The 22,442-nt window shown below is 69.8% G+C and carries 19 protein-coding genes; 13 read left to right on the forward strand and 6 right to left on the reverse strand.

All coding sequences use genetic code 11. From position 1 onward, the window contains the following. Positions 1 to 641: 641 nt before the first annotated feature. From Raf01_RS41640 to Raf01_RS41665, 6 genes are all read left to right on the forward strand, one after another. A complete protein-coding gene (locus Raf01_RS41640; RefSeq protein WP_203923654.1) occupies positions 642 to 2,021 on the forward strand; it encodes an extracellular solute-binding protein in 1,380 nt (459 codons plus the stop codon). A gap of 90 nt (positions 2,022 to 2,111) precedes the next feature. Continuing rightward, positions 2,112 to 3,062, forward strand: a complete 951-nt coding sequence (locus Raf01_RS41645; protein ID WP_203923655.1) for a carbohydrate ABC transporter permease — start codon at positions 2,112 to 2,114, stop codon at positions 3,060 to 3,062. Between the two features lie 19 nt (positions 3,063 to 3,081). Further along, the gene (locus tag Raf01_RS41650; RefSeq protein WP_203923656.1) at positions 3,082 to 3,972 is read left to right on the forward strand and encodes a carbohydrate ABC transporter permease; all 891 of its coding nucleotides are present in this window, start codon (positions 3,082 to 3,084) and stop codon (positions 3,970 to 3,972) included. An 87-nt stretch (positions 3,973 to 4,059) separates the two neighbouring features. Then, entirely contained in the window at positions 4,060 to 5,703 is a 1,644-nt protein-coding gene (locus tag Raf01_RS41655) for a glycoside hydrolase family 13 protein (RefSeq protein WP_203923657.1), read from the forward strand. Between the two features lie 195 nt (positions 5,704 to 5,898). Beyond that, a complete protein-coding gene (locus tag Raf01_RS41660; protein WP_203923658.1) occupies positions 5,899 to 6,813 on the forward strand; it encodes an NAD-dependent epimerase/dehydratase family protein in 915 nt (304 codons plus the stop codon). Next, positions 6,813 to 8,054, forward strand: a complete 1,242-nt coding sequence (locus Raf01_RS41665) for an enolase C-terminal domain-like protein (RefSeq protein ID WP_203923659.1) — start codon at positions 6,813 to 6,815, stop codon at positions 8,052 to 8,054. The genes Raf01_RS41660 and Raf01_RS41665 overlap by 1 nt, the downstream gene beginning before the upstream one ends. A gap of 58 nt (positions 8,055 to 8,112) precedes the next feature. Here Raf01_RS41665 and otsB read toward each other — a convergent pair whose 3' ends face one another. Both otsB and Raf01_RS41675 read right to left on the reverse strand, forming a co-directional pair. Then, positions 8,113 to 10,680: a trehalose-phosphatase gene (gene otsB / locus Raf01_RS41670; protein WP_203923660.1), complete on the reverse strand. Its 2,568-nt coding sequence runs from the start codon at positions 10,678 to 10,680 to the stop codon at positions 8,113 to 8,115. A gap of 7 nt (positions 10,681 to 10,687) precedes the next feature. Continuing rightward, on the reverse strand, positions 10,688 to 12,115 hold the full coding sequence (locus Raf01_RS41675; protein ID WP_239134376.1) for an alpha,alpha-trehalose-phosphate synthase (UDP-forming): 1,428 nt from the start codon (positions 12,113 to 12,115) through the stop codon (positions 10,688 to 10,690). A gap of 357 nt (positions 12,116 to 12,472) precedes the next feature. On the opposite strand from Raf01_RS41675, the gene ettA reads away from it, so the two are divergent. From ettA to Raf01_RS41695, 4 genes are all read left to right on the forward strand, one after another. Then, a complete protein-coding gene (gene ettA / locus Raf01_RS41680) occupies positions 12,473 to 14,149 on the forward strand; it encodes an energy-dependent translational throttle protein EttA (protein ID WP_203923662.1) in 1,677 nt (558 codons plus the stop codon). Positions 14,150 to 14,209: 60 nt separating this feature from the next. Then, complete coding sequence (locus Raf01_RS41685) at positions 14,210 to 14,620, forward strand: acyl-CoA thioesterase (RefSeq protein WP_275413172.1); 411 nt, start codon at positions 14,210 to 14,212, stop codon at positions 14,618 to 14,620. A gap of 6 nt (positions 14,621 to 14,626) precedes the next feature. After that, the gene (locus tag Raf01_RS41690; RefSeq protein ID WP_239134377.1) at positions 14,627 to 15,280 is read left to right on the forward strand and encodes a DUF8185 domain-containing protein; all 654 of its coding nucleotides are present in this window, start codon (positions 14,627 to 14,629) and stop codon (positions 15,278 to 15,280) included. Positions 15,281 to 15,434: 154 nt separating this feature from the next. Beyond that, positions 15,435 to 15,974, forward strand: coding sequence for a type III secretion system chaperone family protein (locus Raf01_RS41695; protein ID WP_203923664.1), 540 nt, complete (start codon positions 15,435 to 15,437; stop codon positions 15,972 to 15,974). Positions 15,975 to 16,078: 104 nt separating this feature from the next. On the opposite strand, the gene Raf01_RS41700 is transcribed toward Raf01_RS41695, so the two are convergent. The 3 genes from Raf01_RS41700 to Raf01_RS41710 form a co-directional block, all read right to left on the reverse strand. Beyond that, the gene (locus tag Raf01_RS41700) at positions 16,079 to 16,480 is read right to left on the reverse strand and encodes a globin (protein ID WP_203923665.1); all 402 of its coding nucleotides are present in this window, start codon (positions 16,478 to 16,480) and stop codon (positions 16,079 to 16,081) included. 188 nt (positions 16,481 to 16,668) lie between these two features. After that, positions 16,669 to 18,042, reverse strand: a complete 1,374-nt coding sequence (locus Raf01_RS41705) for an MFS transporter (protein ID WP_203923666.1) — start codon at positions 18,040 to 18,042, stop codon at positions 16,669 to 16,671. Between the two features lie 197 nt (positions 18,043 to 18,239). Continuing rightward, positions 18,240 to 19,340 carry a mechanosensitive ion channel family protein gene (locus tag Raf01_RS41710; protein ID WP_239134378.1) on the reverse strand — a complete coding sequence of 367 codons (1,101 nt, stop codon included), beginning with the start codon at positions 19,338 to 19,340 and terminating at the stop codon, positions 18,240 to 18,242. Between the two features lie 216 nt (positions 19,341 to 19,556). Here Raf01_RS41710 and Raf01_RS41715 point away from each other — a divergent pair, with 216 nt between their 5' ends. Continuing rightward, the gene (locus tag Raf01_RS41715; protein WP_203923667.1) at positions 19,557 to 20,084 is read left to right on the forward strand and encodes an HNH endonuclease; all 528 of its coding nucleotides are present in this window, start codon (positions 19,557 to 19,559) and stop codon (positions 20,082 to 20,084) included. Positions 20,085 to 20,144: 60 nt separating this feature from the next. Here the strand turns inward: Raf01_RS41715 and kynU are convergent, their stop codons facing one another. After that, positions 20,145 to 21,512, reverse strand: coding sequence for a kynureninase (gene kynU / locus Raf01_RS41720; RefSeq protein WP_203923668.1), 1,368 nt, complete (start codon positions 21,510 to 21,512; stop codon positions 20,145 to 20,147). 115 nt (positions 21,513 to 21,627) lie between these two features. Between kynU and ctaJ the strand changes: the two genes are divergently transcribed. Both ctaJ and Raf01_RS41730 read left to right on the forward strand, forming a co-directional pair. Beyond that, positions 21,628 to 21,945, forward strand: a complete 318-nt coding sequence (ctaJ, locus tag Raf01_RS41725) for an aa3-type cytochrome oxidase subunit CtaJ (RefSeq protein ID WP_203923669.1) — start codon at positions 21,628 to 21,630, stop codon at positions 21,943 to 21,945. Continuing rightward, positions 21,911 to 22,336 (forward strand): DUF5130 family protein, encoded by a 426-nt coding sequence (locus Raf01_RS41730; protein WP_203923670.1) that lies wholly within the window; start codon positions 21,911 to 21,913, stop codon positions 22,334 to 22,336. Before ctaJ ends, Raf01_RS41730 begins: the two co-directional genes overlap by 35 nt. Positions 22,337 to 22,442: the final 106 nt, after the last annotated feature.

Here is a 22,442-nt window from a genome sequence, read left to right on the forward strand (position 1 = left end):
TAAGCAGAGCAAAGGATGTGCGACCCCATCCCTGCTCCGACTCGATCCGCTGCGCCTAGCCTGTCGCACCTAGCTCCGTTTGCGCGTTAGCCCGCGACCGCGCTGCGACCGCGCTGCGCCCGCGACCGCGCTGCGCCCGCGACCGCGCTGCGCCCGCGACCGCGCTGCGCCCGCGACCGCGCTCTGACCCCGCCGGGCCCTGACCTCGCCGCGCCTCGCCAGGCGCCGGGGATGCCGCAGATAACGACTCGTACTCGATTTCGTGTCCGTCGAGTCTCGGCCGTGCAAGTTTCCGCACGAGCGATGTCGGCGCCCCGTCACGCCCGGCCCCGCCGTGGCGCTGTACAAAGCCTGATTCGCACTGACCCATGGGGCAATTCACTCATCGTCGTGACCGGGTCGTGTCTTTGCGAAATCCTGCCGATATCTTGCGGTCATCTGTCGGTATCAGTACCGTGAAGCCAACCCGGAGCGATCTCCTCAGCACCACTCGTTCACGAAGTCGCTTCCAGGCCCACTCATGCCTGACCAGATCGCTGCTGCACGTCAACAGAACCTGACGGAATCAGTTACAGGGCATCGCCGCGATGACGGTCATCGCGGCCGAACGCAACTCCCCGCCCGGGAAAGGATGAACGGAGATGTCCGCACGGCATTACCGGAAGGTCGCGGCGCTCGCGCTGGTGACTACCGTTGGCCTCAGCGTGGCCGCATGCTCCAGCAAGTCGTCGAGCGACTCGGCGAACGGCAAGACCACGATCATTGTCGACTGCGCGCCGCTGAAGACAGACAACGATGGCAAGAGGCTCGCGCAGTGGAACGCCGACATCGCAGCGTTCGAGAAGATCCATCCCGATGTCGTCGTCAGGGGTATCTCGGTCGGTGCCCAGTGCGACACGCCGGCCGACTTCACCGCCCGCCTCCAGGGCGGCACGGAGGCGGACGTCTTCTACGGGTACATGACCGACCTCAACCAGGTGCTGGACGCCGGCCAGGCCACGGACATCACGAAGTACGTCAACAGCACGACCGTCCCGACCTGGGGCGACATCACCGACGGTGCCAAGGCCGCGTTCACCGAAGATGGCAAGATCTACGCCGTACCGTTCTACTCGTACACAATGGGTCTGGTCATCAACAAGACCCTGTTCACCAAGGCCGGCCTCGACCCGAACAAGCCGCCGGCGACGTGGGCGGAGGTCGCCACGGACGCCAAGGCGATCGCGGCTCTCGGTGGTGGCGTCGCCGGTTACCAGGAATACAGCTCGGGGAACACCGGTGGTTGGCACTTCACCGCTGAGCTCAACTCGCGTGGCGGCTCGGTCGTGTCGGCGGACGGCAAGACCGCCAACGTCAACACGCCGGAGGGGCAGGCCGTCCTGCAGACCCTGCTGGACATGCGGTTCAAGGACAACAGCGTCGGCAGCAAGCAACTGCTCGGCTGGGCTGACCTGCTGACCAACGCGGCCGCGGGCAGGGTCGGCATGTACATCGGCGCGCCCGACTCGATCCAGTCGATCGTCGACCAGTTCCACGGCAACTACGCCGACTGGGCGCTGGCCCCCATGCCGGGTGCCGACGGTCCGGCGAAGGCCACTCTCGGTGGTGGGAACGGCTACTTCTTCAAGAAGGGCGACACCCCTGCGCAGATCAAGGCCGGTCTCGAGTGGCTCAGCTTCGAAGAGCTCACGCCGGGCCAGGGCCAGTTCAACTACACCGCGCAGAAGGGCATGGGCCAGCCGGTCGGGCTGCCGCTGAGCGACCTCTGGACTCCGGGCAGCGCGTCGCAGAAGAAGGCGGCGGACCTGGAGAAGGCCAACACGAACCTGAACCTGGCCGACTACACGAACTACGTCAACAACCCGGTGCCGGTCAAGCTTGAGCCGCCGAACGCGCAGGCCGTCTACGCGGTCCTCGACGGCGCGATGTCCGCGGTGCTCACCAAGCCGAACGCGAACATCAACCAGCTGCTCACCGACGCGACAAAGAAGATCAACTCGGTCCTGTCCCAGGGCTCCTGAGGTCGGGGGTGCGGGGCTCCCAACCAGTGGAGCCCCGCACCCTCCACCCGCCACCCGTGAATCTGATCGTCGGCTAGTCAGGAGTTCGTCATGGCGGCCACCACCGCTGTATCCACGGCACCAGCACCCGGCCGGGCTGGATCCGGCCACGCTCTGCGCCGGGGAGGCAGCCTTAGCCGCAAGGTGCGCAACAACCTCACCGGTTACCTGTTCATGCTCGGTGCGGTGCTCTGTTTCGCGTTCTTCTCCTGGTACCCGATGGTCCGGGAGTTCATCATGAGCTTCCAGCGCACCAGGCGCGGGGTGACGACCTGGGTCGGCTGGGACAACTACATCCGCGTCTGGCATGACCCGGCGTTCGCCACGGCGTGGAAGAACACCGCGTACTTCTCGCTCCTCGCGCTCGTCTTCGGCTATGTCCTGCCGTTCTTCATCGCGGTCCTGCTCAACGAGCTGCGCCACGCGCAGAGTTACCTGCGGGCACTCGTCTACCTGCCGGTGATGCTGCCGCCGGCGTCGGCTCTGTTTCTCTTCGCCTACGCCTACCAGCCAGACAACTCCGGCATCTTCAACTTCATCCTGCACAGCCTGCACCTACCGACGTCCCAATGGGTGCAGTCGACGGCCATGACGATGCCCTCCCTGGTCATCGCGTCCACCTGGATGAACATGGGCGGCGCGATCCTCATCTACCTCGCCGCGTTGCAGAACATCCCCGGCGAACTCTACGAAGCCTCCGAACTCGACGGTGCCGGGCTGCTGCGCCGCATCTGGCACGTCACGGTCCCGCAGACGCGGCTGATCCTCTCGCTGATGTTCCTGCTGCAGGTCGTCGCGACGATGCAGCTGTTCATCGAGCCGCTGATCCTCGCGGGCGGTGACGGCGTCGAAGACCACGCCACGTCGATCGTGTACCTGATGTACCAGCACGCGTTCAAGGAACAAGACCTCAACGGCGCGGCGGCGCTGGGCGTGATGCTGCTGGTCGTGCTGATCGGCTTCTCGGCGGTGTACGCGCGGCTTTCCCCGCGCGAGGATTAGCAGAAGGGTACGAGCTGAGATGGCATCGAATGAAACGGCGACTCGTACTCTGATCGCCACTGCCCGCCTGAACCGACCAGCCGCCAGGCGGATCTACTGGGCGATCGTCATCGTCGTCGTCATCGTCTTCTCCCTCGCCTTCCTCGGGCCGCTGTACTGGATGGTGACCGGAGGGCTGAAGTCCGCCCATGAGATAGCGCAGATCCCACCGACGCTGTTTCCGAAGCACCCAGGGTTGGAGAACTACTCCGACGCGTGGGCACAGTTGAGCCTGGGAAGGCTGATCCTCAACACTCTCTACTACGCGCTCGGCGCGCTCGCCTTTCAGTTGGTGCTCGACATCGGGGCGGCGTTCGCCTTCTCGAAACTGCGGCCGCTGTTCGGCAACATCGTGCTCGGCATGATGCTCGCCACGCTGATGATCCCGTCGACGGTATTGATCATCCCGCAGTACGTGACGGTCATCGACCTGCCGATCTTCCATTGGCACATGCTCGACTCGCCGTGGGCCATCTGGCTTCCGGCGGTCACGAACGCGTTCAACATCTTCCTGCTGAAGCGCTTCTTCGACTCGATCCCGTCGGATCTCCTGGCCGCGGCGGCGATCGACGGAGCCGGTCCGCTGCGGCAGCTCTGGTCGATCATCCTGCCGATGTCCCGGCCGATCATCGGTGTCATCTCGATTTTCTCCGTGACGGCTGTCTGGAAGGACTTCCTCTGGCCGCTGCTGGTCGAGCCGTCGCCGGAAAATCGCACCGTGAACGTCGGCCTGTACGCGTTCTCACAGGGCATCACCCAGAACGTGCTCGTCGCGGGCGCCGTCATCGCGGCCCTGCCGACCATCGCGTTCTTCCTGGTCTTCCAGCGCAACATCATGTCCGGCCTCACCACCGGCAGCCTCAAGGGCTGACCGCCAGCACACCCGGTTCACGGACGGTCAGGGTCGACCGCCGGGACCCCTCCACGCACAGGTCACGAGCAGGAAGCAGGTACCGCAGTGCCCGAGAAGGTGTCTACCGAGTGGTGGCGCAGCGCCGCCATCTACCAGGTATACCCGCGCAGTTTCGCCGACGGGAACGGCGACGGCGTGGGCGACCTGGCCGGCATCCGCGCACACCTCGGGTACCTGCACGACCTGGGCGTGAATGCGATCTGGTTCAGCCCGTGGTACCCGTCCCCGATGGCCGACGCGGGCTACGACGTGGCCGACTACCGCGACATCGATCCGGCTTTCGGCACCCTGGCCGAGGCCGAGCACCTGATCGCGGAGGCGCACGCGCTGGGCATCGGCATCATCGTGGACATCGTGCCCAACCACTGCTCGGACGCGCACCCCTGGTTCCGGGAGGCGCTGACCGCCGGGCCCGGCTCGGCCGCCCGGGAGCTGTTCTGGTTCCGGGCCGGTCGCGGCGAGCACGGCGAGCTGCCGCCCAACGACTGGACCTCCATCTTCGGCGGCCCGGCGTGGACCCGGGTACCGGACGGCGAGTGGTACCTGCACCTGTTCGCACCCGAACAGCCCGACCTCAACTGGGAGAACTCCAAGGTGCGCGAGGAGTTCGAGTCGATCCTGCGGTTCTGGTTCGACCGGGGTGTGGACGGGGTACGCATCGACTCCGCCGCCCTGGTGGTCAAGGACCCGACGCTGGCCGACTTCGACCCGGACAACCCGCCGGTACCGCACCCGTACACCGACCGGGACGAGTTGCACGAGGTGTACCGCAGCTGGCGGGTGATCGCTGACTCGTACTCGGACAAGCGCGCGCTCATCGGCGAGATCTGGCTGCCCGACACCGACCGCTTCGCGCAGTACCTGCGCCCCGACGAGCTGCACGCCGCGTTCAACTTCGACTTCCTGGCCTGTCCGTGGGACGCCGGAGCGCTGCGCCGCTGTGTCGACGCGACGCTGGCCGCGCACGCCCCGGTGGGCGCGCCCGCGACCTGGGTGCTGTCCAACCACGACGTGACCCGGCACGTGACCCGGTACGGTCGGGCCGACACCTCCTTCGAGCACCCGGCCCGCCAGCACCAGCACGGCGTACCCACCGATCTGGCGCTGGGTGCCCGCCGGGCCCGGGCCGCGGCCCTGCTGACCCTCGCGTTGCCCGGCTCGGTCTACGTCTACGAGGGTGAGGAGTTGGGGCTGTGGGAGGTCGAGGACATTCCCGGCGAGCTGCGCCAGGACCCGATTTTCCGGCGTACCGGCGGAGCCGACCCGGGCCGCGACGGCTGCCGGGTACCGCTGCCCTGGTCGGGCGACGCGCCGCCGTTCGGGTTCAGCCCGGCCGGCGCCTCGGCGGCGCCCTGGCTGCCGCAGCCGGCGAGCTGGGCCGGGTACACCGCCGAGGCGCAGGCCACCGATCCGGACTCGATGCTCTCGCTGTACCGGTCCGCGCTGCGGCGGCGCTCCGCCGAAGCGCACCTCGGCGACGGCCCGATGGCCTGGCTGCCCGCCGCCGACGACGTGCTCGCGTTCAGCCGGGGCGACGACTTCGCCTGTGTGGTCAACCTTTCCGGTGAGGTGGTGGACCTGCCGCCTCACCGTGAGGTGATTCTCGCCAGTGGGCCGCTGCACAACGGCCGGCTGCCCTCCGATACCGCCGCCTGGCTGCGGCTAGCCTCTCAAGCCCAGGCCGCTTGACAGGCCGCTTGACCGGCCCGCCGACAAACCGGGCGGGCCGGGCGGGCACCCGTCCGGCGGCTGTGCGCGACGGCACGTCCGCCGGGCACACGGGGTAGACGCTCGGGAGAGGGGTGAGCGGCCCCTCTCCCGAGTACTCCGTGGACTTTTCGGCGCGGGGACACTCGCGGCCGATCCGAGGGAGGAGCGAAAACCATGGATGGGGAGGCCATCGAGCCGGTGCGTTACCGGCCGGGCGACCGGGTACTGGTGACCGGCGCCGGCGGCATGGTCGGACGGGCCGTACTGGCGCACTTCGCGGCCGCCGGTACCCCGGTCACCGCGCTGGTCGTCGACGCCGTACCCGGGCTGTCCGCGGACCGGGTCATCGTCGGCGACGTGCGGGACGTGGCCGCGGTGCGCAAGGCGCTGGACGGCGCCACGGCGGTCGTCCACCTCGCCGCGATCCCGTCCCCGGAGCACCACCCGGCTGAGGAGGTGTTCGGCAACAACGCGCTGGGCACGTTCACCGTCCTGGAACAGGCCGGCATCGCCGGCATCCGCCGGGCCGTCATCGCCAGCAGCTACTCGGTGACCGGGCTGCCGTTCGCTCCGGGTGTCCGGATGCCGGCGTACCTGCCGGTCGACGAGGCGTTGCCGATCCAGGTCGAGGACGCGTACGCGCTGTCGAAGCAGGCCGACGAGGCCACCGCGGCGATGATGTGGTGGCGGCACCAGCTGTCCGTGGTGGCGCTGCGGTTCCCGTTCTTGGGCGGGCGCGAGCGGCTGGCCGCCCGGGCCGAGCAGTACGCGCGTGACCCCGGCGCCGGCGCCAAGGAGCTGTGGAGCTACCTGGACCTGCGGGACGCGGCCCGGGCGTGTGATCTGGCGCTGTCCGGGCCGGAGCCCGGGTACCGGGTGATCGGGCTGGCCGCACCGCTGACCCTGGCGCCGTACCCGACCGGTGCCCTGCTGGACGCGTTTCTGCCGCTCGTGCCACGGCGTACTGTGTTCCCGGGCCGGCGAGTGCCGCTGGACCTGGCCCGGGCTGAGCACCTCCTGTCGTTCCGCGCCGAGCATGAACTGCCCATCGCGGAGCACGAGCTGCCCGCCCTGTCGAAGGAGCCGTAGTGATCGAGGTCTGGCCCGGTCGAGATTCGTTGCGCATTACCGGGGTACGCCCGATCGTGACCGCGCCGGACGGAATCGCCCTGGTTGTCGTGCGTGTGGACACCAATGAGCCGGGGCTGCACGGGCTGGGTTGCGCGACCTTCACCCAGCGCTACCAGTCGGTCGCGGCCGCGGTGACCGAGCTCGCGGACCTGGTCGTCGGCCGGCACCCGGCCGACATCGAGGACCTGACCCGGACCGTGCACTACTCGTCGTACTGGCGCAACGGACCGGTACTCAACAGTGCGCTGTCCGGAGTCGACATGGCGCTGTGGGACATCGCCGGCAAGCGGGCCGGCGCGCCGGTCTACGAACTGCTCGGCGGCCGGTCCCGCGCGGCGGCGCTGACCTACCGGCATGTGTCCGGCGCCACAGTGGACGAGACGCTGAAGCTGGCCGCCGAGATGGTGGCCGATGGCTGGCGGTACCTGCGGCTGCAGACCGGCCAGCCGGGCCTGGGCACGTACGGCGCCCCGGGCACCGCGGGCGCGTACCCCGGCCACCCGTACCCGGACGGCTGGGACGTGCGGCACTACCTGCGTACGACGCCGGAGCTGTTCGCCCGGGCCCGCGCGGAGTTGGGCGACGACGTCGAACTGCTCCACGACGTGCACAGCCGGCTCTCGCCCAAGGAGGCCGTGGTGCTGGCCCGTTCGCTGGAGCCGTACCGGCTGTTCTTCCTGGAAGACGTCATCGCGCCCGAGCACTACGACCGGCTGCCCGAGGTGCGGGCGGCCTCGCCGGTGCCGATCGCGGTCGGCGAGCAGGTCTCCTCGGTCAGCGACGCGGTCCGGCTGGTCCGCGACCTCGGCGTCGACCTGCTGCGGCTGCACGTGTCCGCGATCGGCGGACTGACCCCGGCCCGCAAGCTGACCGCGATGTGTGAGCTGCTCGGCGTGCGCACCGCGTGGCACAACCCGGGCGACGTGTCGCCCATCGGCGCGGCGGCGAACGTGGCGCTGGACGTGAACACCTCGGCCTTCGGCATCCAGGAGGCCAATGTGTACGGCGACCCGGTGCACGAGGTGTTCCCCGGCACGCTGGTGCCGACCGCCGGCTACCTCACCCCGTCCGACGCGCCCGGCTGGGGCGTGGATCTGGACGAGCGGGCCGCCGCCCGGTTCCCCGCGCCGGAGCGCGGTGGGTTCGCCGCGTGGGCGAGTAAGGTTCGCCGGCCGGATGGCGGTGTCGAGTCGCCGTAGCCCGGCCGGCATCGTGCGGTGTTTCGCGGCGTGAGCCGGTCGGGCTCACGCCGCGGGATCAGCGGAGGCGCCCGTCGAGCAGCAGCGCGCACCGGATCAGACCCAGATGGCTGTACGCCTGCGGGTGGTTGCCCAGTCCGCGCTCGTTCTCCGGGTCGAACTGCTCGGGCAGCAGGCCGGTCGGGCCCGCGCAGTCGAGCATCTGGTCGAACAACTCCTCGGCGTCGGCGCGCCGGCCGGTGCGCAGGTACGCCTCGATCATCCAGGCCGCGCAGACGTGGAAGCCACCCTCGGTGCCGGGCAGCCCGTCGTCCCACTTGTAGCGGTAGACGGTCGGACCGCTGCGCAGTTCCGCCTCGATGGCGAGCACCGTGGACAGGAACCGGGGATCGTCGTCGGTCAGCAGGCCGGACAGCCCGATCCACAGCGAGGACGCGTCCATCTCCGGGCTGCCGTACGCGACGCTGTACGCGCCGACCTGCTCGTGCCAGCCGTGCTCCAGCACGTTCGCGCCGATCCGGTCGCGCAGCTCCGTCCACTCTGGACGGTCCTCGGCGCGGTGTTCCCGGGACAGCTTCACCGCGCGGTCCACGGTCAGCCAGCACATCACCTTCGAGTACACGTGATGGCGTGGCGCGAGCCGGGCCTCCCACAGCCCGTGGTCCGGCTCGTGCCAGCGGCGCTCGACCGCGGCGACCATCGACTCGATGACCCGCCACTCCTCGTCACGCACCCAGCCCCGGTGCTCGACGACCCCGGCGATGAGGTCGGCGATGGGACCGAACACGTCCAGCTGGAGCTGGCGGTTGGCGGCGTTGCCGATGCGTACCGGTCGGGAGCCGGCGTACCCGGGCAGCGTCTCGATGACCGCTTCCGGGCCGAGATCCCAACCGTCCACTGTGTACAGCGGGTGCAGCCGCTCGGGATGCCCACCGGTGCGCTCGACGCACCGGTCCACCCAGCCGAGGAACGCCTCCGCCTCGCTGATCGACCCGAGGTCCACCAGTGCCCGCGCGCTCATCGCGGCGTCGCGCAGCCAGCAGTACCGGTAGTCCCAGTTGCGTACGCCGCCCAACTCCTCGGGCAGCGAACTGGTGGCGGCGGCGATGATCGAGCCGGACGGCTGGTGCACCAGGCCGCGCAGCGTCAGCGCGCTGCGCATCACCTGATCGCGCGCGACGCTGGGCAGCTTGAGCGAGGACGCCCAGTCGGTCCAGTTGCGCTCCACCCGGGCCTGGCGGACCTCCACCGGCTCGTCCCAGGCGCGCAACGTGCTCGAACCGCAGCGCAGTTCCAGCACGCACTTGCCGCCCATCGCGGCCAGGTCGATCTCGGCCCGTGCCGAGTCGTGGCCGTTGTCGTTGAACACGTCCCACTCGACGCCGGGGGAGTACAGCGCCATCGGCTCGTTGGAGCCCAGCACGAGCAGCCCGTCGCCGAGCGGCTGGAGCCGGATGGTGACCTGACCGAACTCGGGCCGGGGCGCGAACGTCACCTTGGCCCTGTCCTTCCCGGTCAGGACCCGGACCAGCGAGGTCGACTCGGGCGCCTCCTCGCTGTCGCCGGGAGGTACGCCGACGTCCAGCCAGTCGGTCACGTACAGGCCCGACCACCGGGTCTCGACCGTCATGGTGCCGGGCCGGTACCGCTGGCCCAGCGGGATGCGCGACTCCCGATCCGCCGGGCGGATGGAGAAGTGCCCGGCCGGCGAGCCGCCCAGCAGGTCGGCGAAGACGGCCGAGGAGTCCGGGTTCGGGTGGCACAGCCAGGTCACCGTGGCGTCCGGGGCCAGCAACGCCGTGGTACGGCCGTTGGCCAGCATGGTGTGCCGTTCGATCGGGGTGGCCCGCTCACCGAACAGCCAGCTGCGCCTGGTCTCCAGCAGCAGCCCCAGCACCCGTACCGCGTCGATCGGCTCGTCGACCCGGAACCCGGCGCGGGTCTCCCCGGGGCCGATCTTGATGCCGACGTCCGGGCCGTGCAGCGACTTGAACGCGTTCTCGTCGGTCACGTCGTCGCCGACGAACAGCACCGCGCTCGCGGACAGCTGCATGCGCAGCTGGTCGATCGCGGTGCCCTTGTGGGTGGCCAGTACCAGCAGCTCGATGACCCGCTTGCCCTGGGTGACGTGTACGCCCTCCCAGGTGCCCGGGCCGGACAGGACCGCGTCGTTGACTGCCGCGGCGTCCTCGGCCGACGCGGTGCGGGTGTGCACCGCGATGCTCGCCGGTTTCGGCTCCAGCCGGATCCCGGCCCGGCCCCGGGCGATGTCTTCGACGGCCTTCTGCAGCCGGGTACGCAGCTGGACCAGGTCCGGGGCGAGCCGCTGGACGAAGCCGATGTCGAACTCCGAACCGTGACTGCCGACCAGGTGCACCTCGCTGGGCAGCCGGGACAGCGTGGCCAGGTCGCGCAGCGCTCGGCCGGACACCACCGCGACCGTGGTCTGCGGCAGCGCGGCGAGTGCCCGGACGGCGACGACCGCCTCGGGCAGCGGTACCGCCTGGGACGGGTCCTCGACGATCGGCGCCAGCGTGCCGTCGTAGTCACAGGCGATCAGCAGCTGAGGCACGCGCGCGATCTGGCCCACTGCGGCACGCAAGTCAGGATTAATCGCGTGGCTCATGCGACGTTCACACAGTTCCTTCCGGGTTGGGCAGCGCCGTGGTTGGCACGCCCAGCGCGGACAGAAACGAGTTGGCCCAGTGCCGTACGTCGTGGGCCCGCAGGTGCCGGCGCATCGCGCGCATCCGCCGGGAAGCCTCGGACTGGTCGACGTGTACCGCCCGAAGTAGCGAGTCCTTTACGCTCTGCAAGTCGTGCGGGTTGCACAGAAACGCCTGCCGCAGTTCGCCGGCGGCACCGGCGAACTCGGACAGCACCAATGCGCCGCCGAGGTCGACTCGGGCGGCAACATACTCCTTGGCCACCAAGTTCATGCCATCTCGCAGGGGGGTCACCATCATCACGTCGGCCGCGCAGTAGAGCGCGACTAGTTCGCTGCGACTGTACGACTGATGAAGGTAATGCACGGCGGGCACGCCGACGCGCCCGTAGTCCCCATTGATTCGACCAACTTCGCGTTCGACTTTCACCCTCAGTGCTTGGTAGTGCTCGACCCGTTCCCGGCTCGGCGTCGCGACCTGGACCATCACGGTTTCCGGTACCGAGAGGCGGTCCTCGGCGAGCAGTTCCCGGTACGCCTTGAACCGCTGTTCGATGCCTTTGGTGTAGTCCAGCCGGTCGACCCCCAGGATGACCGTCTTCGGCTCGCCCAGCTCGGCGCGGATCTGCTCGGCCCGCGCCCGGACCAGCGGGCTGGCCGCCAGTCCCTCGATCTCCGCCACGTCGATCGAGATGGGGAACGCCGCGGCGTGCACGATCCGGCCGTCCACCTCGACACCGGCGCCGCGCGGCCGCAACCCGAGCAGGTGCCGGGTCAGCCGCAGGAAGTTCTGCGCGGCCAGCGGGCGCTGGAAGCCGACCAGGTCGGCGCCGAGCAGCCCGCGCAGGATCTCCGCCCGGCGGGGCAGCTGCATGAAGAGCTCGACCGGCGGGAACGGGATGTGCAGGAAGAAGCCGATCTTGAGATCCGGCCGCAGCGCGCGGAGCATCGCCGGGACCAACTGCAGCTGGTAGTCCTGGACCCACACCGTGCCGCCCTCGGCGGCCTGGTCGGCGGTCGCCTCGGCGAACCGCTGGTTGACCCGCCGGTAGGACTCCCACCAGCTGCGCCGGTAGGCCGGCGTCTCGATCGCGTCGTGGTACAGCGGCCACAGGCTGGAGTTCGAGAAGCCTTCGTAGTAGCGCTCCACCTCATCGGTGCTGAGGTTGACCGGGCGCAGCCGCATCCCGTCCAGCTCGAACGGCTGCGGCGTGGGGTCCTCCGGCGCGGCGGCGTTGCCCGGCCAGCCGACCCAGGTACCGTGCTGGGCGGCCAGCACCGGATGCAGGGCGGTGACCAGGCCGCCGGGGCTGCGACGCCACGAGCGCCCGCCAGCGGTGGTGACCTCGTCGACCGGCAGGCGGTTGGCGACCACCACAAACGAGCTACGTTCCACGGGTTCCCTCCGGCCGAAATGCCACGGCTTGATAACGAAGCCTACTTGACGTCTCTGAACGGGCATTGTCGCGCTGCGTTTCGACAGCGTGACGGCGTGGCGTCGGCTCCGTGACGCCCCGGCGCCGAGCCCGTGAAGAGCCTCGCATCCAGCGCGAATCGCCGCGAGCTGGGCGGACCGTGGCGCGTGCCACCCTCGACCGCGCCGGAGCGGGCGGGCCCGGGCGCGGATCGGGCGGCGCGCCCGGCACCACCCGGGGTGGGCGGTTCGCCGCCAACCTGGGAGTATTGGTATCGACGGCAGCGGGTCCCGGCGACCCGTGGCGACAATCATGATCAGGCGGAGGTAGGCCGCACCGTGGCCCAGTTCATCTACACGCTCGAAAAGGCCCGTAAGGCGCACGGCGACAAGGTTGTCCTGGACAACGTGACGCTCAACTTTCTGCCCGGCGCCAAGATCGGTGTTGTCGGCCCCAACGGCGCCGGCAAGTCGAGCCTGCTCAAGATCATGGCAGGGCTGGACCAGGCGAGCAACGGCGAGGCCCGCCTGATGCCGGGCTACACGGTCGGCCTGCTGGCGCAGGAGCCGCCGCTGAACGACGCGAAGACCGTCCTCGGAAACATCGAGGAGGCTGTCGCCGAGACCAAGGCGAAGCTCGAGCGGTTCAACAAGATCGCTGAGCAGATGGCGACGGACTACTCCGACGAGCTGATGGACGAGATGGGTCGGCTCCAGGAGGAGCTGGACCACGCCGACGCCTGGGACATCGACTCAAAGCTCGCGCTGGCCATGGACGCGCTGCGCTGCCCGCCGGCGGACGCCGACGTGACCACGCTGTCCGGCGGTGAGCGCCGCCGGGTCGCGCTGTGCAAGCTCCTGTTGGAGCAGCCCGATCTGCTGCTGCTCGACGAGCCCACCAACCACCTGGACGCGGAGAGCGTGCAGTGGCTGGAACAGCACCTCGCCAAGTACCCAGGCACGGTCATCGCGATCACTCACGACCGGTACTTCCTGGACAACGTCGCCGAGTGGATTCTCGAACTGGACCGCGGTCACGCCTACCCGTACGAGGGCAACTACTCGACCTACCTGGACAAGAAGGCCGCCCGCCTCGCGGTCCAGGGGCGCAAGGACGCGAAGCTGCAGCGGCGGCTGACCGAGGAGTTGGAGTGGGTGCGCTCCAACCCGAAGGCGCGCCAGGCTAAGTCGAAGGCCCGTCTTCAGCGGTACGACGAGATGGCCAGCGAGGCGGAGAAGACGCGCAAGCTCGACTTCGAGGAGATCCAGATCCCGCCGGGTCCCCGGCTGGGCAACCTGGTCATCGAGACCGACGGGCTCACCAAGGGCTTCGACGGCCGGACGCTGATCGATCACCTCGGCTTCTCCCTGCCGCGCAACGGCATCGTCGGCATCATCGGCCCCAACGGCGTCGGCAAGACCACGCTGTTCAAGACGATCGTCGGGATCGAGAAGCCGGACTCCGGCACGGTCCGCATCGGCGAGACCGTCGAACTGTCCTATGTGGACCAGAGTCGGGCCGGCCTGGAGGCGAAGAAGACGGTCTGGGAGTTGGTCTCCGACGGTCTGGATCACCTGATGGTGGGCAAGGTCGAGATGCCGTCCCGCGCCTACGTGGCCGCGTTCGGCTTCAAGGGGCCAGACCAGCAGAAGCCGGTCGGGGTGCTTTCCGGCGGCGAGCGCAACCGGCTCAACCTGGCGCTGACCCTGAAGATCGGCGGCAACGTCATCCTGCTCGACGAGCCGACCAACGACCTCGACGTCGAGACGCTGTCCAGCCTGGAGAACGCCCTGCTGGACTTCCCCGGCTGCGCGGTGGTCATCTCGCACGACCGGATGTTCCTCGACCGGGTCGCGACGCACATCCTGGCCTGGGAGGGCGACGACGAGGACCCGGCCAAGTGGTTCTGGTTCGAGGGCAACTTCGATGCGTACGAGAAGAACAAGATCGACCGGCTGGGTGCCGAGGCGGCCCGCCCGCACGCGGTCACCTACCGCAAGCTCACGCGTGACTGACCCGGTCGCCTACCTCACACAGGTCAGGTGGTCGGGCCCGTACGCCAACGAGCGAGCGCACTGGTCGGCGCTGTGAGGTTCGTCTACCAGTGCCCGGTCCGCTGGTCTGACATGGACGTGTACGGCCACGTGAACAACGCCCGGTTCCTCACGCTGTACGAGGAGGCCCGGGTCGCGCTCATGTTCACCGGTGCGCGGGAGCACGGCCTCACCTCGTTTGAGCAGGGTGTGGTGATTTCCCGGCACGAGGTTGACTACCTGCGACCGGTGGACTACACCGATGCGGTGCGCATCGAGCTGTGGCTCGAGGAGATCCGGGCGAGCCGGTTCGTCATCGGGTACGAGCTGTGGAGCGGCGACTCGGTCGCGAGTCGCGCGCGCTCGGTGTGCGTTCCGTTCGATCTCGCGAACCAGCGGCCCCGCCGGCTGAGCGGGCCGGAGCGGGACTTTCTGGCGCCCTGGCAGGCGTGAGTCGGGGTGGACGAGCGCGGGGGCCTGACGAGGCCCGACACGGCGGCGGCGGGCCTGGGGCTCGCCGAGGTCGGCCCGTTCCTCGCCCGCCTGGCCCGGCTCGACCCGGACGCGCTGGTGCGGCTGCGTCCGGCCGGCGTGGGCGCGGTGACGCTGTGGGGTCGGCTGCCGTGGGAGGTACTGGTCGCGAGGACGGTCGGCGGCACGGTGGACGGCGACCTCACGGTACCGGCGGCCGCCCTGCTGGACCGGCTCTCGGCCGGCCGGGACGACCTGCCCGGGCGCCGGGACGGCGACTGGCGCTGGCCGGTACCGGCGGTGCCCGGCACGGCGGTGGAGACGGTACCGGCGGCCGACCTGGTACGGCTCGGCGCGGCGGCCGCGGCGACGCTGCGCTCGACGCGCGGGCGGGTGGGCGAACGGGTGCTGCGCGACGCCCTCCTGGACCACGTGGCGATCGCGGTCGACACCGGCTCCGGGGCACCGGTGGAGGTACGCCAGGGGCTGGTGCAGGCGGTGCTCCGGATGGGTTTTGTGACTACTGAGCAGAGTGGTGAGACCACCATCCGTATGGCCAGAAATTGGGTGGGCCTGGCCGCCAAGTACGGCGAAGCTTGGCAGCAAACTCGGGCAAACCTCGCGGTTCGCATCCTCCGTTGAAGGTCTTCGGGTATCCGAACGGATGAGGGGCTAGTGGCCCAACGGTTTCCTGCGTAGCATTCGGTTTCGCCGTGATACATCCGTCCGGGTAGCGTCGAGCCCTGGGTCCGCGCACGCCGAGCGTGGACACTTTGCTAAGCGAGGAGTTCGGGACATGCCGTGGTGGCCGAAGCGGGGAGGTCAGGCCGGAGACGGGGCTTCGTCGGCGAGTGGGGGTGACGTGGACCTGCGCGTCGAGCTGCCGGCCCAGCGCGCACCCGAGCCCGCCGAGACCCTGGTCGCAGCGGTAGACATGGCGCGGCTGGGAGCGGCCCTCGACCGCCTGGAGATCCGTTATCTGACCGATGGCGACGGCAGTCTGCTGGCCATGTGGGAGCGGCACGCCGTGCTGTTCACGCTGGAGGGGCCGGACGACGAGATCCTGGTGATCCGCGCCCGTCCGCACGGGACCGTGCCGCCGGACTGGGCCGACCGTGCCTACCGGGTGGTCAACGAGTGGAACCACTCACGCCGGTTCTGCAAGGCGTATGTGGGAGACCCGACCGAGCGCGGACAGCTGCCGATCTACGCCGAGATGCAGGTACCGCTGATCTCCGGCGCCCACGACGCCCTGCTGGTCGAGCTGATCGACTGTGCCGCCGCGGTCGCGGTGGCGTTCGTCGACTGGATCCACGACGAGGGCGGCCTGCTCTAGGGTGCGGGCGCCGCGGGGTCGCGGCGCCGTTCTCCCGGGGGCGCTGCGGATGGCGGCGCCGTTTCCCTGGGAGCGCCGCGGATCGCGGCGCTGTCCGTCCGGCGTCACTCTTCCATCGTGTTGACCATGAACATGGCGGCGCGCTCCAGGTACTCCCACAACGTCGCCTCCTGCTCGGCCGGCAGGTTGAGCGTGTCGACCGCGTGCCGCATGTGAAGCAGCCAGGCGTCCCGCTGACGGGGGCCGACCGTGAACGGCGCGTGCCGCATCCGCAGCCGGGGGTGGCCGCGCAGCTGCGAGTACGTGCCGGGCCCGCCCCAGTACTGGACGAGGAACATCCGTAGCCGCTCGGCGGCCGGCCCGAGGTCCTCCTCGGGGTACATCGGGCGCAGCAGCGGATCCTCCGCCACGCCCGCGTAGAACTCGTCCACGAGCTTGCGGAAGGTCGGCTCGCCGCCGACCGCGTCGTAGAAGGTCGGCTCAAGCGGTTGGTCTTCAGAAGTCACGGCCGGTCCGCCCGGGATCCATAGTTCGCGGTCATGGTGTCAATCCTGCCAGCGCCGCCCGCCGGGCAGCATAGGGGCTGGCTCACACCGTGGCCAGCTGTCGACCCGGCTGGTGCCGACTCAGCCAGCGTCTTCGACTCGGCTCACGTCGGCTTGGCTGACCTCGACCCGGCTGACCTCGACTCGGCTCACGTCGACTCGGCGGGCCGGGACACGGTCGTCGGGTGCTGGTCACCAGCCGCCTGCCGCTGAGAAATCGGCGAGGAGCTCTGGGTGGCCAGCGCGGCGGCCTCGGCCGCGGCGTTCGCGGCACGCGTACGCGCGATCGCGCCGCTGAACTCGGCGGGCGACGGCCACAGCGTGCTGATCGAAAGCAGCAGCACCACACCGAACGCGCTCCACGCGCCGACCACCAGAGACAGCGAGTACTTCGCCGCGAGCAGCCCGGTGAGCATCACCCCGCCGCCCTGGGAGATCTGCAGTCCACTCTGCATGATCCCGAATGCCCGGGCCCGGTAGCCGTTCGGCAGTACCTGCACGAACAGTCCGTTGGCGGCGGGAACCATCGAGGCCAGACAGACACCGCAGAGCCCGGCCAGGATCGCCACGATGATGGCGTTCGGCTTGAACAGCGCGGGGACCAGGGTCGCGGGGGCGAGGATGCAGAACGGGCGGATCAACCGCTGGCGGGTGGCCGGCGGGACGAGCCTGCCGACGACCAGGCCGGCGATCAGGAACCCGAGCGGGTTGCCGATCATGATGATGCCCTGCGCCAACCCCCGGCGGGACGGGTCGGGCTCCAGGGAACCCGCCCACGCCGCGGCCAGGCCCTCCGGCGCGGTCGTGAACAGGTACGCGGTCAGCACCAGCACGGCGATCGCGCGCAGGGTCGGGGTGCCGAACACGAGCCGGAACCCCTGAGCGGTCTCGCGCAGCAGGTGCCGGTGCGGCTCCTGGATCGACACCGGTGGGCGGGTACGGATGCCGGACCAGATCACGAACGCGGAGAACCCGAACGTGCCGGCGTCGATCAGCAGGGCGCCGTGCGGATGCCGGGCCGCGAGCGCCGCACCGACCATGTATCCGATGAGCTGGGCGGCCTGGTTGGCGCTGTTCTGCACGGACAGGCCGACCACGTAGCGGTCGCCGGACAGGATGCGGGGCAGCAGCGCGGAGCGGGCCGCGTCGAACGGCGGGTTCAGTAGCCCGGTGAGGAACAGCAGCGCCAGCATGGCCGGGATCGGCATCCACGGAATGGCGACGAGCGCGACCAGCGCCGCTCGGCACAGATCCGATACGATCATGGTGGTGCGTTGTGGGTACCGCTCGGCGATGGCGGCGAGGACCGGACCACCGGCTACCCAGGGTAGGAAACTGATCGCAAAGGCGGCCGCCGACGCGACGACGGACCGGGTCTGGTTGTAAACCAGAGCGGTGACCGCGGCCTTGGCCACGAAGTCGCCGACCCAGGACAGGGCGCTCGCCAGGAAAACCGAACGGTATTCGCTGCTGGAGAAGACCTCGCGGAAGGTCGCCGGCCGTTCGGCGTCCTGATCAGACACCGGCGCCCTCCCCTCGATTTTGTGGTGTCGGGCCGGTGCTCTGCTCCGGATTCTGCCCGATCATCCGAGTTCACGCTAGTGCGAACGGATGGTCTGCCGGTCACGCAGCTGAACGAACGGACGATATACGACCATCCACACGTTGCGCGACCCACGACGGGCGGTTGGCGCGTGTCGACAAGACGTCTTTGCCCTGGTCACTCACTGGGAGCGGGGGCCACCTCGGTGCCGGGAGATCCGCTACCAGCGTCGATACCGTCGGCCTCGGCGACCTCGTCGGCGGGGGTCGAGCTATCGATCGCCGGACGGAGATAAAGTCGGCTTGCCGACAGTTGTCCCGAGATGCCCCCTTCGGCGAGCGCGTCGGTCAGCCGCCGGCGGAGTTCGCGACCGACCCGGTACTGAGCCTCCGACGAGGTCTTGACCGTGGTGCGCAGGACCGCGCCGTCCACGGTGATCTGCTCGACGCCGAGTACCTCCGGCGACTCGATCAGGCTGTCCCGCCACCGGGCGTCTTCGCCGAGCCCGCTGGCGGCGGCACGAAGGAGCGTCACCGCCTGGTCGACACGGTCGTAGTCGACGGTCACGTCGACCAGCACGACGGCCCAGCCCTGGCTCTTGTTGCCAACCCGGATGATCTCGCCGTTGCGGATGTACCAGAGCACGCCCCGGGCGTCCCGGATGGTGGTGATCCGCAGGCCGACCGACTCGACGGTGCCGTTGGCCTCCCCGACATCGATCATGTCGCCGACGCCGTACTGGTCCTCCAGAAGCATGAACAGGCCGGCGATCAGGTCCTTGACCAGTGTCTGCGCGCCGAAGCCGATGGCCACGCCGGCGATTCCCGCGCTGGCCAGCAGCGGGGCCAGGTCGAAGCCCAGCTCGTTGAGGATCATCAGTCCCGCGATCGAGAAGACCGCGGCCGTGGCGAAACTGCGCAGCACCGAACCGATCGCCTCGGCGCGCTGGCGGCGTCGCTCCGGATAGAGCAGGGGATCGGTCTGGGAGCCGGGCAGCCGGTCCTTGAGCGGCTTGAGCACGGTCGGTACCGCGCCCCGCGAGGTGCTGCGGACCAGCCGGTCGATCGCCCGGTGCAGCAGGAACCGGGCGATCATGGCGACTGCCACGATCAGCAGGATGGACAGCGGTTTGAGCAGGAACAGGTAGCTGCCCGAAGCCAGCCACGCGCTACCGGAGGTCTCGAAGACCCAGTGGCAGAACTGGCTGGTGCTGTTGCAGTTGGGCGGGGTGGGACTCGGGGACGGTACCTCTGCCGGAAGGGCCAGCCACGCAATCACGCCTGACTTAGTACCGCATGGTCGCCGCTGAGCGGTAATCGACCCGAACGGGTAATCGGGCGAACCGGGCGAGCTCCCGCAGGTTGGCACGTATGGGCTGGTCTTGGCCCGCGAACCTTCACCAGGGAGACATTATTAATACGTGCAATTGCGCGATCTATCGGGGACTATTGGCGCACGGGAACTGTTCCGGGTCCGGCGAAGAGGGTGAGACCGATGCCTGACATACGACGCGCAGTCAGCTCGACCGCGTTGGTCCTCAACCAGACGTACGAGCCGCTGTGTGTCGTGTCAGTGCGCCGAGCCGCCATCCTACTGCTCGCCGCAAAAGCAGTCTGTGTCGCGGACGGAGACGGTTTCCTGCACAGCGCCCGGGAAGAGCTTCCCGTGCCGCTGGTCATCCGGCTCACCCGCTACGTCCGGGTACCTTACCGTGCCCACGTCGGCCTGTCGCGCCGGGCCATCTTCGCCCGGGACGGCTGGCGGTGCGCCTACTGCAAGGGGCCCGCGGAGACCATCGATCACGTGATGCCACGCAGCCGGGGTGGCCGGCACGCCTGGGAAAACGTGGTGGCCGCCTGTGCCCGGTGCAACCACACCAAAGGAGATCGCACGCCAGCCGAACTCGGTTGGCGTCTTCATGCGACCCTCGCCGCCCCGAAAGGGTTGGCCTGGCGGGTGCTCGGGCACCGTACCCCCGATCCGCGCTGGGCGGACTGGCTGGACCTGCCCCGCGCGGCCTGACCCGCGCGGTCCCGGCGGCCGGGGCCAGCGGCGGACGGCGCGCCAGCCGGAGGCCGGTACTCAGGTCACCCGGGACCGTTGCGTGGGGAACGCTTCGTGCCGCCCGGCCGCGACGATGTCCCGTAGCCGGGACACCGCGACGTACAGCTCGCCGAAGCTCGTGTACAGCGGCGCCACCCCCAGCCGGAGCCGGTCCGGGGTACGGAAGTCCGGGATCACCCGCTCCTGGATGAGCGCCTGGCAGATCTGCCACGCCTGCGGGTGGTACAGCGTCACGTGTGCGCCACGGGCGGCGTCCTCGCGCGGGGAGGCCAGCCGGAACCCGAGCGGCGCCAGCCGGGCGTCGGCCAGTTCGATCAGGTAGCCGGTCAGCGCCCGGGCTTTGGCGGCGATCGCCTCGATGCCGGCCTCGGCGGACAGCCGGGCGCCTTCCAGCGCCGCGTACCCGCTGAGCACCGGAGGGGTCCCGACCAGGAACCGGTCGATGCCGTCCGCCGGCTGGTACCGGCCCGCCATGTCGAACTGGTCGGCCTGGCCGAACCAGCCCCAGATCGGCTGGCGCAGCACCGGCTGGAGATCACGCCGTACGTACAGGAACGCTGGCGCGCCCGGTCCGCCGTTGAGGTGCTTGTATGTGCAGCCGGTCGCCAGGTCCACACCGGCCTCGCTGAGCCCGACGGGTACCGACCCGGCGGAGTGCGACAGGTCCCAGAGCACGAGCGCGCCGGCCTCGTGCGCGGCCATGGTGATCCCGGCCAGATCGGCCACGGCACCCGACCGGTACGCCACATGGGACAGGCAGACCAGCGCGACGTCGGCGTCGAGCGCCGCCCCGACATCGTCCGCGCGCACACCCCGGTCCGGATCGCTGTGCAGGACCCGCAGGTCGAGGTCGCCGGCCTCGGCGAGCCCCTGCAGCAGGTACTGATCGGTGGGGAAGTTGTCGTCGTCGGTCAGCACCGCCCGCCGCCCGGGACGCGCGTCCAGCGCAGCGGCGGCGAGCTTGTAGAGGTTCACACTGGTCGAGTCCGACAGCGTGACCTCACCGTGCTCGGCGCCGATCAACCCGGCGATCACGTCGCCGGTCCGTCGGCCCAGCTCGATCCACCGGCTCCAGCCGCGGATCAGCTCGGTGCCCCACTCGACGTCGATCACCTCGCGAAGCCGGTCGCGAGTGGACACCGGGAGCCGGCCCAGCGAGTTGCCGTCCAGGTACACGGTGTCCGGGTCGGTGATCACGAACCGGTTCCGGTACCCGGCCAGCGGATCCTCGGCGTCCAGGCGCTCGCCCCGTATCCGCAGCTCATCGTGGTCCGGCCGGCGAGCGGAGGCGACCGCCGGGCGGGCGCCCGCGACCGTGGCGCCCTCGGCGGCGGGTGCGCTCGCGGCCGCCCGGGTCGGTTCGGTGCGTGCGCGATCATCAACCATCCCGCCACCGTAACGGTGGCCAGCACGTCGAGCGCCACCCGGCCGCGTGGTGCGCACCGCTTTCCGCTACCGTTGATCCGTCCCATGGTTCCTCTGACGCCTGGGGGCGTTGAGCTTGTCCATCACACAGACGGTGCTGGTCTTCGCAGGCATACCGGCCGCGGTGATCGTTGCGGTCTTCCTACTCGTGTACGGCACGAGTGCACGCCGGAGCAGCAAGCGCTACCGGCCGGGCCGGCCGTTCACGTTTGCCCCGGTCTGGTTCCTCGCCGCGCCCGAGCGGGTCGTCGGGGAGGGCCCGGGGGCTCGCGAGCTGACCGCCGCCGAGCACCGCTCCGCGCTGCCCGCCGGTCCGCTGCTGTCCCAGGCCGCGGACGCGCCGCCGGTGCCGGCCGCCCATGGTGAGACTGGAGGCGCAAGTGACAGCTGGTGAAGCAGCGAAGCTGACCGACCGCCCGGGCGTGCTGGACGGTCCGTTCACGACTCCGCAACTGCTGCGCCTCGACGAGGCGCTCCGGCTGGCCGACCGGTCGACCGGGCTGACTTTCAGCGTGTACGTCGGCGATCTCGACGAGCCGGTCCGCGGGCACGCGGAGAAGCTGCACGGGCAGCTTGCCGACCCGGACAGCTCGGTGCTCATCGCGATCTCGCCGAACCAGCGGGCGCTGGAGATCGTGACCGGCACCTTGGCGCGCAAGCGCATCCCGGACCGTGCCGCGAAGCTCGCCGCCCTGTCGATGTCGGCCGCATTCGGAGGCGGTGACCTCGCCGGCGGTGCCGTCGCCGGGCTCGCCCAGCTCACGGAGCAGGCCGGCAAGTCCTGATCCCACCTCGAACGCCAGCGGCGGCCGCCCTTCCCGGGCGGCCGCCGCTTTCGTTGTCCACAGCTCTTGGGGCAGGGCGCGGGCCAGGCTCTTGCAAAGGCGCGGG

This window comes from Rugosimonospora africana, from assembly GCF_016862975.1.
GTDB lineage: Bacteria > Actinomycetota > Actinomycetes > Mycobacteriales > Micromonosporaceae > Rugosimonospora > Rugosimonospora africana.

Coding starts and splice junctions, on each gene's coding strand:
- Raf01_RS41650 (WP_203923656.1), top strand. CDS start 3,082: ATGGCATCGAATGAAACGGCGACTCGTACTCTGATCGCCACTGCCCGC.
- Raf01_RS41715 (WP_203923667.1), top strand. CDS start 19,557: ATGCCTGACATACGACGCGCAGTCAGCTCGACCGCGTTGGTCCTCAAC.
- Raf01_RS41640 (WP_203923654.1), top strand. CDS start 642: ATGTCCGCACGGCATTACCGGAAGGTCGCGGCGCTCGCGCTGGTGACT.
- otsB (WP_203923660.1), bottom strand. CDS start 10,680: ATGAGCCACGCGATTAATCCTGACTTGCGTGCCGCAGTGGGCCAGATC.
- Raf01_RS41645 (WP_203923655.1), top strand. CDS start 2,112: ATGGCGGCCACCACCGCTGTATCCACGGCACCAGCACCCGGCCGGGCT.
- Raf01_RS41695 (WP_203923664.1), top strand. CDS start 15,435: ATGCCGTGGTGGCCGAAGCGGGGAGGTCAGGCCGGAGACGGGGCTTCG.
- kynU (WP_203923668.1), bottom strand. CDS start 21,512: ATGGTTGATGATCGCGCACGCACCGAACCGACCCGGGCGGCCGCGAGC.
- Raf01_RS41730 (WP_203923670.1), top strand. CDS start 21,911: ATGGTGAGACTGGAGGCGCAAGTGACAGCTGGTGAAGCAGCGAAGCTG.
- Raf01_RS41660 (WP_203923658.1), top strand. CDS start 5,899: ATGGATGGGGAGGCCATCGAGCCGGTGCGTTACCGGCCGGGCGACCGG.